Raw genomic sequence first — 14,010 nt, 5'->3', positions numbered from 1 at the left:
GATAGGGATCGAAACGCGTTGCGGTCGTGGAATGCAGCGTAATTGGATCGATTCATGTCGCTACCGCCACTTTCGCCTGAGCAACTCGTCAAGCCCGCCCATTTCGAACTGCGCATGAGCCTGATCTTCGCGACATTGTTCGTGTCGCAGGGGACCCATCTGCCTTATTTTCCGCTCTGGCTGGAGGCGAAAGGCTTCCACGCCGAACAGATCGCCGTCATCCTGGCGGCGCCGATGTTCCTGCGCGTCGTGACGACCCCGATGCTCACCGCGTTTGCCGACCGGGCGAAGGACCGCGCCAATGTCTATATCACGCTGGTCGCGGCGACGATGATCATTTCGGCCGGCTATTTCCTGCCGGCCACCTATGCGGGCGTGCTGGCCATCTCGCTGTTGCTTTCGATCCCTTGGACGCCGCATTCGCCGATGGCCGATTCGCTGGCTCTGTCGGGCGTCCGCCGCTTCGGCTCCAACTACACCGCCATGCGCAAATGGGGTTCGATCTCCTATTTCTGCGCCAATATAGTCGGCGGCTTCATCCTGGCGGCCACCGGCCCGCAAGCAGTTCCGGCGATCATCTTTGTGGCCCTTGCCGCAGCGCTTGCCGCGGGTTTGTGGGCGCCGCGGATGGGCAAGCCTCGCAAGGCGTCGCCATTATCGGCGACCGACATTCAGCATTCGGCGCCAAGCCTCTTCAACGCCTATTTCCTCTATTTCACGCTGGGTGTCGGCATCATCACCGCCAGCCACGCCTTTCTTTACGGCTTCGTGTCGATCTACTGGAAGTCGATCGGCATCAGCGATTCCGTCGTGGGCCTGCTGTGGGCCTGGGGCGTGGTTGCCGAGGTCTGCATGTTCTTGTTCTTCAACCGCATTTTCGCCTCCGTTTCCGTCGTCAGGGTGATGGTGATCGCCGGCATCGGCTCGATCCTGCGATGGGCCGCCTTTCCGCTGGTCTGGCCGCTGGGGCTCGGCGTCGTCGGCTTCTTCGGCGTCCAGACGCTGCATGCGGTTTCGGTGGCGATGGTGCTGATCGGCCTGCAGAAGATGATCGGCGAAACGGTTTCCGAAGAGCGCACGGGCGCCGCGCAAGGCATCGCCTATTTCTTCAACGGCTTCTTCATGGCCGCGGTCACGTTGGTCTCCGGCCCGCTCTACGATCATCTTGGCGTCGACGGGTTCCTGGCGATGATCCCGATCGCGATCATCGGCCTCGCGCTGATCGGGCTTGCCGCGCGGTCAGCCCCACAGCGCCGGCTGAGGCGGTGAGACCAGCGAGCCCTGGTAGACGAGACCCGGTTCGCGGTCGTGCGCCAAGAGCAGCGGCCCGTCGAGGTCGACGAAATCGGCGCCTTGAGCCAAGAGCACTGCCGGCGCCATGGCGAGCGACGTGCCGACCATGCAGCCGACCATGATGCCGAAACCCAGGTCGCGGGCACGGTCGCGAAGGATCAGCGCTTCGGTCAGTCCGCCAGTTTTGTCGAGCTTGATGTTGACGACGTCATAGAGGCCGACCAGCGCTTCGAGGTTCTTTGCCTCGTGCACGCTTTCGTCGGCGCAGATCGGCACGGGATGCGCGATTTCGCGCAAGATGCCATCACGGCCGGCCGGCAGCGGCTGCTCGATCAGCACTATGCCGTGCTCGGCTGCGAATGCGAGATTCTCGACGATGTTGTTATCGGTCCAGCCCTCGTTGGCGTCGAGTATGATGCGGCTTTGCGGGGCGGCTTGCGTCACGGCGCGAATCCTTGCCGCGTCGTTGTCGCCGCCGATCTTGACCTTGAGCAGCGGTCGCGAGGCAGCGGTGCGGGCCTGCGCCGCCATCGCGTCAGGTTCGGCGAGCGACAGCGTGTAGGCGGTTTCAAGCGCCTAGGCGAAACGACCCCGATCCCGTCCGCCACCGGCCTGGCGCCCAGCTTGGCTTCGAGATCCCACAAGGCGCAGTCGATGGCATTGCGGGCCGCTCCGGCCGGCATGGCCGCGAGCAAGGCGGTGCGGCCGATGCCGTCGATGATCTGGCCGCGCATCGCCTCGATTGCGGCGCGCACGCCTTCCATCGTCTCGCCGTAGCGCCTGTAGGGCACGCATTCGCCGCGCCCGACATGTCCGTTCTCGGCGATCGTCACGGTGATGACTTCGGCCTCGGTTTTCGATCCGCGCGATATGGTGAAGGTGCCCGCGATGGGGAATCGCTCCGCCTCGACCGAAATGACACGCGCCATATTTTTCTTCTCCGGCTGAGCAACCCGGTCTCCCGGCAAATCGACACGCCAGTCCCGTCACGCTAAACAGGACGCCATGTTGACCATCCGCAAACGCGACGCAAGCCGCACGCCCGCCGGTGATGCCAATCACCAGCCGCGCATTATCGTCGGCGAGGAAGGCGACGTGCTCGGCTGCGCTTTCTCGGGTGTCTGGACGACGCGGACCGTGGCATCGGTCGATGCGGAGATGCGCAAGATCGAAAACCGCAACAGCGCCAAGAAGCTGATGCTCGACCTTTCGCAGATCGAGAAGATGGACACGGCCGGCGCCTGGCTGATCGATCGGCTGGCGAGCGCTTTCGAGAAGAAAGGCGTTGAAGTCCATGTGCAGGGGCAGAGCGAGATCGCCTCAATCCTGCTCGGCGCGGTGGGCGACGCGGTGCGTCGCGAACCCGAATCGGGGCCGGCCGGACCGCCCAACATCATCCTGCGCGCGCTGGAGCTGGTCGGCCGCCGCGTCTACGAGATGCGCGACGATTTTCTGGCCTCGATGAACATCCTCGGCGCCACCATCCGCGGCGCGCAGATGAAGCTCGGCCGCGGCCATGCCGTCAATCCGGCAGCAATCTTCAACCAGATCGACCGCATGGGCGTCGGCGCCATTCCCGTGGTGGTGCTGATGTCGGCCATCGTCGGCGCCATCGTCGCCCAGCAAGGCGCTTATCAGCTCAGCTATTTCGGTGCCGACATTTTCGTCGTCGACCTCGTCGGCGTGCTGATCCTGCGCGAACTTGGCGTGCTGATGACCGCGATCATGCTGGCCGGCCGCTCGGGCAGCGCCATCACCGCCGAGATCGGCTCGATGAAGATGCGCGAGGAGGTCGACGCGCTGAAGGTGATCGGGTTGAACCCGATCGGCGTGCTGGTGTTTCCGCGGCTCGTCGCCTTGGTGATTGCGCTGCCGTGCTTGACGATCATCGCGAATTTCGCCGCGCTCGGCGGCGGCATCATCGCCGCCTGGCTCTATTCCGACATTCCACCGGCGGCATTCATCGATCGGCTGCGGGTCGCCATCGACCTCAGCACCATTTTTGCCGGGCTGATCAAGGCGCCGTTCATGGCCATGATCATCGGCACCATCGCTTCGGTCGAGGGCATGAAGGTCGGCGGCAGCGCCGAATCGCTCGGCCAGCACGTGACCGCGTCGGTGGTGAAGTCGATCTTCGTCGTCATCATCCTCGACGGGCTTTTCGCCATGTTTTACGCATCGATCGGGTTTTGAGATGGCGGTTGCAAGCGGCAACGGGGTCAAGACGGCGCAGAACGCGGACCAGAGCGAGATCGTGCTTTCGGTCCGTGACGTCACCGTTGCCATCGAAGACAAGCTGGTCCTCGATAAGCTTTCGCTCGATATCGAGCGCGGCGAGATCCTGGGCTTCGTCGGCGCCTCGGGCGCCGGCAAGTCGGTGTTGCTGCGCACCATCCTCGGGCTTATGCCGAAGCAATCGGGAACCATCAGGCTGTTCGGCGTCGACGTCGACAAGGCAAGCGAGATCGAGCGCCTGCGCATCGACATGCGGCTCGGCGTCCTGTTCCAGCACGGCGCGCTGTTTTCGGCGCTGACAGTGCTGGAAAACGTGCAGGTGCCGATGCGCGAGTATCTCGACCTGCCGAAGAAGCTGATGGACGAGCTCGCCATGCTCAAGGTCGAGCTGGTCGGGCTGCCGCCGGACGCAGCGCAGAAATTCCCTTCCGAGCTGTCGGGCGGCATGATCAAGCGCGCGGCGTTGGCTCGCGCGCTGGCGCTCGATCCGGACATCGTCTTCCTCGACGAGCCGACCTCGGGCCTCGATCCGATCAGCGCGGCCGAATTCGACGAATTGGTCGTCAAGCTGCGCGATACGATGGATTTGACTGTCTACATGGTCACGCACGACCTCGACACGCTGTTCACCGCCTGCGACCACGTGGCGGTGCTCGGTAAGAAGAGGGTGCTGGTCGAAGGCACGATCGACGACATGCTGAAAAGCGAGGAGCCGTGGGTAAAATCCTATTTCCGCGGAAAACGCGCCCGGCAACTTGATCTTGCGGCTCGCGCATAGCCATAAGTGAGGTAATGGAAACCAGAGCCAACTACGTCATTGTCGGCATTTTCACGCTGGCCGCGATCCTCGCGGCCTTCGCCTTCGTCTACTGGACGGCCGCGATCGGCGAGCGTGGCGAGACGACGCTGTTGCGCGTGCGCATCCCGGGCTCGGCTTCGGGCCTTGGCCGCGGCAGCTTCGTGCTGTTCAACGGCGTCAAGGTGGGCGACGTCAAACGGGTCTATATCGATGTCGACAACCCGACGGTCGCCATCGCCGATACCGAGATCGACCGCATGACGCCGATCACCAAGTCGACGCAGGCCGATATCGGGCTCGCCGGCCTCACCGGCCAGGCCAATATCGAGCTGAAAGGCGCCGATCCAAAGGAAGTGAAGCTGCTCGACCAGGCCGAGAAAGAAGGCAGGGTTCCGGAGATCGTCGCCAATCCGTCGGCCGTGACCAACCTGCTGCAGACGGCGCAGAACATCTTCACGCGTGCCGACAAGGTGCTTTCCGAGTTGGAAGGCTTCACCAAGGATGTTCGCGGACCGCTGACGCAGACAGTCAAGAACGTCGAGACCTTCTCCAACGCGCTGGCCAAGAATTCGGACGGCATCGATAAATTCCTGTCCGCCGTGAGCTCGCTTTCGGAGCAATTGCAAAATGTGTCGGGCCGACTCGACAGCACGCTGAAGGCGGCCGAGGGCCTGCTCAATTCGGTCGACAAGGACCGGATCAAGAGCATCGTCGCCAATGTCGACACTGTCACCGCGAACCTCAAGGAAACCAGCGGGCAGTTGGACGGCGTGCTGAAGAACGTCGATGCCGCGGTGGGGTCGGTCAACGACTTCGCCAAGCAGACGCAAGGTACGCTCGCCAAGGTCAACGGCGTTCTCGATGGGATAGATCCGGCGGATGTCCGTACGGCGCTCGCCAACATCCAGAAGGCGAGCGACAGCGCCAACAAGGCGGCCGCCGACATCGCCAAGGTCACCGACAAGATCGCCAACCGCTCCGACGACATCAACGATACGATCAAGAATGCCCGCCAGCTTGCGCAACGCCTCAACGACGCCTCCGTGCGCGTCGACGGGATTCTCGAGAAGGTCGACAAGCTTCTCGGGTCCGGTGAAGCCAATGGCGTAATGGCCGATGCTCGGGCGACGCTGAAGTCCTTCAAGCAGGTTGCCGATACGCTGAACTCTCGGCTGGGCACCATCGTCGACAATCTGTCGCGCTTCTCCGGCCAGGGCCTGCAGGATGTCGAGGCGCTGGTCCAGGCCAGCCGGCGCTCGATCAGCCGAATCGAGGAAGCGGTGACAGATCTCAGCCGAAACCCGCAGCGCATACTGACGGGCGGCGAGGGGGAGGTCCGTCAGTTTGACGGCAGGGCACGGCGTTGACTTCCGCTGCTGCGAACGCCAAGAACATGGATTGCAGCTGTAAGTTGATCGTCAGATCCGGGGACAGTGGGGATCGCGCGTGAAGTTAGTGAGAGGGTTGAAGTCCGTTGCTGCCGCGACGCTCGTGTTCACGCTTGCAGGCTGCGCGGTACTGGGGGGCAGGCCGGCGCCGCTCGACACGTTCGAGCTTTCCGCGCCTTCGCTCGACATGCGAGGCCACAGCCGCCGCCAGATCCTGATCGCCCAACCCTCGGCGCTGAAGGCGCTGGACAGCCAGAACATCGTGATCAGGCCGTCCGACCAGTCGATCCAGTTCCTCAAGGGCGCGCAATGGGCGGACCGCCTGCCGCTGATCGTGCAGGCAAGGCTCGCCGAGACTTTTCAGCGCTCCGGCAGCTTTGCCGGTGTCGGCAAGCCGGGCGAGGGTTTGGCGATCGACTACCAGATCATCGTCGAGGTGCGGTCCTTCGAAGTCCGGGTCAATGGCGGCGAACATGCCGATGTCGAGCTGTTCGTGCGCATCCTCAACGATCGCAATGGCGAGGTGCGCGCCTCGAAGGACTTCACGGCCAGCGCACCGGTCTCGGGCGGCGGAAATGCCGCTTATGTCGGTGCCCTGGACAACGCGTTCGGCCAAGCGGCGAAGGACATCGTCCGCTGGACCGATTCGGTGATCTGAACGAATGCGCGTGCCGGTGCGGTGCCACGCAGGCTACAAACACTCGAAGACGTCTGCCTGCAATTTTTCGGATTTCAACAGATGTTGCAGGGTGTAGGTCAGCGATAGCGCATCGTCGAGCGCGTCGTGTGCCCGCAACGGAGCGTGGTCGACGCCATAATAGTCCGCCAGCTTGTTGCTGGGTGTCCTCGCCAAATCTTCGATCGGCATCCCTGCCGCTAGCAGCAGCTTGACTGCATTGTCGAACCGGTTGGCTGGTATGGAAACGGGAATGCCGGCGACATAACAACTGATCGCGACCATGTTCAGCTCGTCCTTGCCCCAGGACCAAAAGCGCGCACCGTCGGAGAACCGGTCGATGTCGGCAAGAGCTTCTGCCAATTCGACTCCCTCGGTCTCCAGGGTTTCTTCAGTGATGCCGGTGAGCTGGGTGAAAAACGGATCGAGCGCGTATCCCCGGCCGAATCGGTCAATCGGTTGCACATAGGCGCAGTGCGTGCCTAATAGGGGAAACTCCCCCTCAAGTCCGAGCTTTACTGCGCCGACCTGGGCTATGACCGGATCGGGATCATGAGCCGCGCACCAAAATCTGCGTTGCGAGCCTTCGAGGCAAAGAAATTCGCAGTCGAAGATTATCGCTGTCTTCAAGGCCTTCCCCGCCAAATCGAAGATGGGACCTGCGTCAACTGGAAGTGGATTCTAAAATGAAGAAGCGGAGCAATGCCCCCGCTTCAGTGTCTGACATGTGCCCCGTTCAGTGCAGGCGGCCGCTGGCGTGGGCCAGCATCGTGTAGACCTTGCCGGTGTCCGACGTGAGGTAGGTTTGCGCCATGATGTTGTCGCGGTCGTTGCGCGATACGTCCTTGAGCAGCTTCTCGAAATCGTCGCAGTAGCGGTCGACGGCGGCGCGGAACTCGGCCTCGGCCTGATACTTGCGGCGGATCTCGTCGAAGGTCTGCTGGCCCTTCAGCGTGTAGAGCCGGCGCGTGAACACGTCGCGCTCGCCGCGGCGGTAGCGGTTCCACAACTCGATCGAGGCGTCATGGTCGATAGCGCGGGCGATGTCGACGGATAGAGAGTTGAGCGATTCCATGACATGCAGCGGCGAACGCTGGGCAGGGGTCGCGCGCGGTGCTTCCGCGGGCGTCGCCGGCTTCAGCTCTTCCTCGCGCGAGGCGTTGGTCAGGAGATCGCGCACCCAGCCGCCCTGCTGCGTGCGGCCGTTCGGATCGCGGCGCGGCGTTTCCGCCGGGCGCTCGAGATCGAGGGTGCCGCGCAGCGTCGTCTCGCCGATCGGTGCCTGCGGCGCCGGGCGCTCCGGCTGAGGCTGCTGCGACGCCGGCGGGCGGCGCAGCGGCTGCTCGGCGGGGCGAGCGGGCGCCTGCGGCGCGGGGCGCAGGCCGCGCGGCTCGCCGGTTTCGCTGCTGCCGCTGCGGCCGGATTTCGCAACGATATCCGACAGTTCCTTGAGCGCGTTGATCTGCTCGGCGACGGCGCGGCGGATGGCCGAGGTCGATTCCTTGGCCTCCTCCGGCATCTCGATGACGCCCTTCTTGAGCTCGGCGCGGGTGAGGTCCAGCTCGCTCTTGATGGAACCTGCGGTGCGCCGCATCTCCTCGGTCGCGTCGGCGAAGCGGCGCGTCGCCGAATCGACGACCTCGGCGATGGCGGTGCGAATCTTCTCCGCCGATTCCATCGTCCGGCCCTCGGCATTCTGCATCGTCTGGCCCACAAGAGTCTCGAAGGAGCGCATGACTTTCTCGAGGTCTTCCGACTTCTTGACCAGACCGACGGCGAGGTCTTCCAGCGACGACTGCCGCTCCAGCGTGTGCTCGAGATTGCTCTGCGCGGAGCTCAGCAGGTCCGAGGCGCTCGACAGCAGGCGGCTGTGCTCGTCGAACTTGGTCGCGATCGAGGCGACCTCGCGCAACGTCGCCGACGACAGATCGGTGAGCCGCGTCGTGTTGGAATCAACGAGGCGCGCCGAGCTGGCAAAGGTCTGGGCCGCCTTCTCGGTGGTCGCCGCGAAGCTCTGCGTGCTGCCGCTCAGGCGCTCCTCGACCTGGCCGAGATTGACGGCCGCCTGGTCGATCAGCTGACTGAGCTGCGCGCTGGAGGTGGTCATGCGGCCGATAAGGTCGGCAACGCTGTCGGCCAGCGTCGAGCGAGCGCTCTCGACCGCCGAGAGCGTCTCCGCGGTACGGTTGGCGAGCGCATTGACGAGGGCCGCGTTTTCGCTGCGCAGCTTCTCGGTCGCCCGTTCGGTGACCTCTTCCATGCTCTTTTGCAGCTCGGAGCCGCCCTGGACGAAGCGCTCGACCAGGGGACGCGCCGTCTCGTCGAGAATCTTCGACATTTCGGCGGAGCGCGCCGCAAGCATGGTGTTGAGCTCGCGGGTGTTGGCGCCGATGGTCTTTGCCGCCTCGTTGGTGCTCTGGCCGATATGCTGGCCGACCGCGGTGAAGGTTTCGGCAATGACGTTGGCGCGCGAGATGAGCTGCGCCTCGGCGCTGGAGACCTGCTCGTTAAGCTTCTGACCCATCGTTTCGGCGCCGTAGGCGAGCCGGTTCTCGACGCTCGCCACCTGCTCCTCGACACGGGCCGCCGCCGTAGCGGCGCTCGAGGCCAGGCGTTCGTCGGCACCGGCAAGTGCCTGCTCGATCTCGCGGGCGTGGACGGCGAGTTCCTGGCCGGTCTGGCGGGCACGGTCGGCGACGCGCTGCTCGGTGGCGGCGAATGCGCCGACAATGGTGTCGGCATGTTCGCCGATGGTCGAGGTGCTGCTGGCGATGCGCGACACCAAACGGTTGTCGGCGTCGTCGAAGATGCGGGCAATTTCGGACGCCCGCGACGACAGCGCCTCCGAACCTTCGGCAATGCGCGAGATCAGATGCTGGTCGGCGGCGTCGAAGATGCGGCCGAGATCCGAAGCGCGGGCGGCCAGCGCTTCGGCCGATTCGGTGATGCGCATGCTGAGGCGCTCGTCCGCGCCCTCGAAGTTGCGCAGGATGTCGCCGGCGCGGGCTGCGAGCGACTGCGCCGTTTCGACCGCGCGGGCGACCAGTTTCTGGTCGGCGGCGTCGAAGGTGCCGGCGATCTCGCCGGCGCGGGCGGCGAGCTTGTCGGCGGTTTCCTCGGCACGGGCCATGAGCGCGTTGGACGCGTCATCGGCGCGGGCCATCAGCATACTCGAGGTGTCCTGCGCGCGCTCGTGCAGGCGGCGGTCGGCCTGCTCGAAGGCGTTGGCAATCTCATCGGCCCTGGCGAGCAGCGCAGCCGAAGTCTGTTCGGCGCGTTCGGCGATCTTGCGATCGGCGTCGCTGAAGGCAGCGCCCGCCTGCTCGTGCAGCGTGCTGGTGATTTCCATCACCTTGTCGCGCAGCGCGCCGGCAACGAAGACTGCGGTCTTTTCGAGGACGCCGCGGACATTGTCGACGCCGGCCGAAAGCGCACGCTCCATGGTGCCGGCGCGTTCTTCGATGACGCCGGTCTGGCGGCTGAAGGCCTGCTCGATCTTCTCGACATCGGCAGCGATCGCCGCCGAGATGTCGCTGCTCTTGGCCGCGATCTGGTCGATATGGCCGGACACCGAACGGTCGACGTCCTTGCGCGCTTCGGCGAGCTTGACGAGGTCATCTTCCAGCGCGCGGGCCAGCATGTCGCGGCCTTCGGACAGCTTGCCGATGTGACCGGCGATGACGCCGTCGATCTCCGAGCGGCTTTCCGCCAGCTTCTGCAGATCGGATTCAAGCGCTCGCTTGAGGATGTCGCGACCTTCGGCGAGCTTTTCCACCTGGCCGGAGACCAGCCCGTCGATGCCGGCGCGGCTCTCGGCGAGCTTGGCCAGGTCGGCCTCGAGGGCGCGCGTGAGGACATCGCGGCCTTCCGCGAGCTTGTCCACCTGGGCGGCAACGAGGCCGTCGATCGAGGCGCGGCTTTCGGCGAGCTTGGCGAGGTCCGCTTCGAGCGCACGCTTGAGGATATCGCGGCCTTCGGCCAGCTTCTCCACCTGGCCAGCGACCAGACCATCGATCGAGGACCGGCTTTCGGCCAGCTTGGCGAGATCGTCCTCCAAGGCCTTGGACAGGGTCGAGCGGTCCTGGACCAGCCTGTCGGCGTGGGTCTGCATGAGGCCGCTGGCATTGGCCATGTCGGCATCCAGGACGCGCGACAGCTCGGCGCGATGGTCGGCGATCTTCTGCGAATGATCGACGATCGCGCTCTGGATGGTGTTGAGATCCGCTTCCAGCGCGCGTTTGAGGATATCGCGGCCCTCAGCAAGCTTCTCGACCTGGCCGGCCACCAAGCCATCGATGCTGGAACGGCTCTCGGCCAGCTTGGCCAGATCGTCCTCGAGCGACTTCGACAGCACGGCGCGGTCCTGGACGAGCCTGTTCTGGTGATCGGAGATTGCGCCGCCGACAGTCTGCAGGTCGGCCTCCAGGGCCTGCGACAGCTGAGCGCGTTCCTCCTGCACCTTCTCGGAGTGTCCCGCAATGGCACCCCTGATGGTGTTGATGTCGGCTTCCAGGGCGCGCTTCAAGATATCGCGGCCTTCGGCGAGCTTCTCGACCTGGCCGGCGACCAGGCCGTCGATCGAGGCGCGGCTCTCGGCCAACTTGGCGAGATCGGATTCGAGCGTCTGGGACAGCAGGCTGCGGTCCTCGACAAGCCTGCCGGCGTGGCTGTCGATCAGGCTTCGGATTCCGCTCAGGTCGCTCTCCAGCGCGCGGCTGAGTTCACCCCTGTCCTCCGCGAGCTTGGCCGAATGGGTCTCGATCAGGTCCCTTATCCCGGCGATGTCGGTCTCCAGCGCCTTGGCGAGCACGGCGCGGCCCTCGGCGATCTTCTCGACCTGGCCGGCGACCAGGCCGTCGATCGAGGCGCGGCTGTCCGCCAGTTTGCCGAGATCGGCCTCCAGCGCGCGCGCCAGAATGTTGCGGCCCTCGGCCAGCTTGCCGACATGTCCAGCGACCATTTCGTCAATTATGGTGCGGGCTTGCACGAGTTTGCCGGAGTCTTCGTTCAGCGCCTGGGAGAGGCGGTTGCGACTCTCTTGGAGCTGCTCGAGATGGGCGCCGAGCGAGGCGTCGATGGCCGCGTGGGACTCGTTGACCTTGCGCAGGTCCTCTTCCAGCGCGCGAGAGATAAGGCTGCGGCCCTCGGCCAGTTTTAGGACCTGACTGGCCACGGCCTCATCGATGCCGGCGCGACTCTCGGCGAATTTCGCGAGGTCCTCCTGCATGGCGGCGGCCATACGGTTGCTGCTGTCGGAGAGCTTCCGGCTGTGGTCTTCGATGGCTTCGTCAATGCCGGCGCGAGCATCGGCGAGGCGCTGGATGTCGGAGTCGAAGGCGCGCGACACGACATGGCGGGCCGCCTCCATGCGTCCGGCGAAATCCGTGGCGCGGGCTTCGAGCATGGAAGAGGTCGACGAGATGATGTCGGCCATGTCGGCACCGATCTGGGTCTTGCCCTGATCGATCATCGACGACAGCTGGTCCTTGCTCTCGGCGAAGGTGTTGGCGATCTCGCGCGCACGTTCGACCAGAGTTTCGTTGATCTGGCGGGCACGCGCTTCGAGCGCGGCATTGAGCTTCTGGGTGCCGGTGTCGAGTGCTTCGGCGCGGGTCTGGAACTCGCTGATCAGCGCCTGGCCGCGCTCGGCCAGCGTCCGCTCGATGCCGCTGAGGCTTGCTTCGAACTCGGAGTTCAGTGTGCGGGCGGCGCCGCCGAGCAGCGAAACCATGCCGTTGGTGCGATCGTCAAGAAGATCGGTCAGCGAACGGGTAAGGCCGTCCGTGGTGTCGGTCAGCTTGGCGATGCGGGTGTCGAGCAGGCTGGCGAAGGCCTCGCCCGAGGTCGACAGGCGGTCAGTGATCGTGTCGAGCCGGGTTTCCACCGAATCGAAGATCGACAGCGAGCTCTCGTTGATGCGATCGATCAGCGTGTCGCCCGAATTGTTGATCGTCATCGACAGCTTGGTCGAGGCATTGAGGATCGAATCGCGGATGATATCGCTGGCGGCACCGATCTCGTCGCGCAGCGTCTCGTGCGCGCCGTGGATCGAAGCGCGCACGCGCTCGGCATGGCTAACGACAGCTTCGCGCTCGCTGCCCAGCCCGTCGACCAGCGAGCGGATACGCGCTTCGTTCTCGGAATAGGAGCGCTCGATCTGGTTGACTTCGCTGTGGACGAGGGTTTCGAGCTCGACGGCGCGGGCCAAAGTGCGTTCGATGCCTTCACCCATGGCGGCGACCTCGCGGCGAACGGCCTGACCGATCATCATGACGCGGTCTTGGGCAAGGTTTTCCGGCTCGGCGAGGCGGAAGGCCACTTCGGTCATGGATTGCGCGGCGATGCGCATTTCCTGCGCGCGCCGGATCATGGCGGCGAAGGCCCAGAACAGGATGACTGGGATGATCGCCGCGACCGCCAGGCCGATCAGCTCGGGGCGGGCGAAGAACTGGTCGAGAGTGCGGATCTGCCAGATGCTCGGCCCGAACAGCAGGTTGGCGAGGCCGCCGGCGCCCGCGATCCAGGCGAGTGAAATGAACGCGATCACCCAGTAAACGGTGCTCGAAGCGCGCCGGTTGAGGCCATGCAGAAGCGTCCGGTAATCCTTTTGGCGATCGTCATTGGCCGGCGTGAAACCGGCAGGAGCCGGCGTAAAACCGTTCGGTTGCGAGGCGCGCGATTCGAGCGGGCGCAGTTCCGCCGGCTTCGGCTGGGGCGCCGCCTTCGCGGCCTGAGGCTCATTTGCCGGCTCGATTCTATGGCTGCGGCCTTCGCGCGCCAGTTCATCCGCGGCCGCCGAAATCTGGGCCTCGAGATCTTCCATCGACGCCGCCATGTCGAGCCCGCCTTCGTCGCCGTTCAGGTCAAGGTCAAGCGCCTTTTCCAGTTCCGCGGCCACGTCGCTCTCGAGAGATTTGGTCGTCGTCGGTTTCTTAGCCATGCCTTCGCTACCCTGTACTAGCTGCCGCGGGACTTATGATTTTGGCCTGATTCTGGCTTGTCTGGTCCCAGACAGGAGGCTGAAAATGGACGTTCGTATCGTAATGACACACACGGGTAAAGAAAACATGCATTCCCGGCGATACGTAAAACTTTAAATATAAGGTTAACGAGAGCGTGATTTGGCTGCCTCCGTGACAACATTTTTCCCCGGCAATCGTTAACCCGTTGGCGACGGGAATCCGCCTATTTTCGGGCCGCCGGCCGCCCTTTCTTGGAGTAGCAGTGCGTATGCGTGGCGAGATTGGTATTGCGTTTTCCATGCCCGGCGGGGACGTGTCGGGGACGGCAGGTTCGCGACCTGTGGATATGGCCCACCTTGCGCGGCAGACGATGGATGATCGCGCGCTCGAACAGGAGGTGCTGGCGCTGTTCGTGCAGCAGGCGCTTTCGGTGCGCGACAAGATCGTCGATGCCGATGCCAAGGAACGGGTGCTCCTTGCACACGGCCTGAAAGGCTCGGCCCGCGGCATCGGCGCCTTTGCCGTCGCCGAATGCGCTGCAGCCATTGAAAAGCAGCCTGAGGATGGTCGCATCCTGAGGAAGCTGGGCGTGCTGATCGATGAAGTGCGGGACTTCATCGCCGCCATCAGCCGGTAGTCCTCCAGGGAGCACATCCA

At 64.4% G+C, this 14,010-nt stretch carries 8 protein-coding genes and 1 pseudogene; 6 read left to right on the top strand and 3 right to left on the bottom strand.

The genetic code is table 11. The annotated features are described in order from the left end of the window. The first annotated feature begins 54 nt into the window (after window positions 1-54). A complete protein-coding gene (locus CK222_RS14680) occupies window positions 55-1,269 on the top strand; it encodes an MFS transporter (RefSeq protein ID WP_095800816.1) in 1,215 nt (404 codons plus the stop codon). Here the strand turns inward: CK222_RS14680 and dgcA are convergent. Beyond that, a pseudogene (gene dgcA / locus CK222_RS14675) lies at window positions 1,240-2,222 on the bottom strand (N-acetyl-D-Glu racemase DgcA). The gene CK222_RS14680 and the pseudogene dgcA sit on opposite strands and share 30 nt — an antisense overlap. Before the next feature lie 76 nt (window positions 2,223-2,298). Between dgcA and CK222_RS14670 the strand changes: the two are divergent. The 4 genes from CK222_RS14670 (at window position 2,299) to CK222_RS14655 (ending at window position 6,373) form a co-directional block, all read left to right on the top strand. After that, the gene (locus tag CK222_RS14670) at window positions 2,299-3,486 is read left to right on the top strand and encodes an ABC transporter permease (RefSeq protein ID WP_095800815.1); all 1,188 of its coding nucleotides are present in this window, start codon (window positions 2,299-2,301) and stop codon (window positions 3,484-3,486) included. A 1-nt stretch (window position 3,487) separates the two neighbouring features. After that, window positions 3,488-4,306 (top strand): ABC transporter ATP-binding protein, encoded by an 819-nt coding sequence (locus CK222_RS14665; RefSeq protein WP_095800814.1) that lies wholly within the window; start codon window positions 3,488-3,490, stop codon window positions 4,304-4,306. Window positions 4,307-4,320: 14 nt separating this feature from the next. Further along, the gene (locus tag CK222_RS14660; RefSeq protein ID WP_095800813.1) at window positions 4,321-5,694 is read left to right on the top strand and encodes an MlaD family protein; all 1,374 of its coding nucleotides are present in this window, start codon (window positions 4,321-4,323) and stop codon (window positions 5,692-5,694) included. Between the two features lie 88 nt (window positions 5,695-5,782). Next, entirely contained in the window at window positions 5,783-6,373 is a 591-nt protein-coding gene (locus CK222_RS14655) for an ABC-type transport auxiliary lipoprotein family protein (protein ID WP_095800812.1), read from the top strand. Window positions 6,374-6,406: 33 nt separating this feature from the next. Here CK222_RS14655 and CK222_RS14650 read toward each other — a convergent pair whose 3' ends face one another. Together CK222_RS14650 and CK222_RS14645 are read right to left on the bottom strand one after the other, a co-directional pair. Beyond that, a complete protein-coding gene (locus tag CK222_RS14650) occupies window positions 6,407-7,021 on the bottom strand; it encodes a 3'-5' exonuclease (protein WP_095800883.1) in 615 nt (204 codons plus the stop codon). 106 nt (window positions 7,022-7,127) lie between these two features. Then, window positions 7,128-13,331 (bottom strand): kinesin, encoded by a 6,204-nt coding sequence (locus CK222_RS14645; RefSeq protein ID WP_095800811.1) that lies wholly within the window; start codon window positions 13,329-13,331, stop codon window positions 7,128-7,130. 290 nt (window positions 13,332-13,621) lie between these two features. Between CK222_RS14645 and CK222_RS14640 the strand changes: the two genes are divergently transcribed. Further along, window positions 13,622-13,990, top strand: coding sequence for an Hpt domain-containing protein (locus CK222_RS14640; protein ID WP_066992375.1), 369 nt, complete (start codon window positions 13,622-13,624; stop codon window positions 13,988-13,990). The last annotated feature ends 20 nt before the right edge of the window (window positions 13,991-14,010 follow it).

The sequence above is a fragment of the Mesorhizobium sp. WSM3866 genome, from assembly GCF_002294795.1.
In the GTDB taxonomy this organism is placed as follows: Bacteria; Pseudomonadota; Alphaproteobacteria; order Rhizobiales; family Rhizobiaceae; genus Mesorhizobium.
Note: the sequence above shows the minus strand (reverse complement) of the source record. Positions and strands in the feature narration are given on the sequence as shown.

Excerpts from the sequence above, each read along its gene's own strand:
- CK222_RS14680 (WP_095800816.1), top strand. The coding sequence starts at position 55 with ATGTCGCTACCGCCACTTTCGCCTGAGCAACTCGTCAAGCCCGCCCAT.
- CK222_RS14670 (WP_095800815.1), top strand. The coding sequence starts at position 2,299 with ATGTTGACCATCCGCAAACGCGACGCAAGCCGCACGCCCGCCGGTGAT.
- CK222_RS14665 (WP_095800814.1), top strand. The coding sequence starts at position 3,488 with ATGGCGGTTGCAAGCGGCAACGGGGTCAAGACGGCGCAGAACGCGGAC.
- CK222_RS14660 (WP_095800813.1), top strand. The coding sequence starts at position 4,321 with ATGGAAACCAGAGCCAACTACGTCATTGTCGGCATTTTCACGCTGGCC.
- CK222_RS14645 (WP_095800811.1), bottom strand. The coding sequence starts at position 13,331 with ATGGCTAAGAAACCGACGACGACCAAATCTCTCGAGAGCGACGTGGCC.
- CK222_RS14640 (WP_066992375.1), top strand. The coding sequence starts at position 13,622 with ATGCGTGGCGAGATTGGTATTGCGTTTTCCATGCCCGGCGGGGACGTG.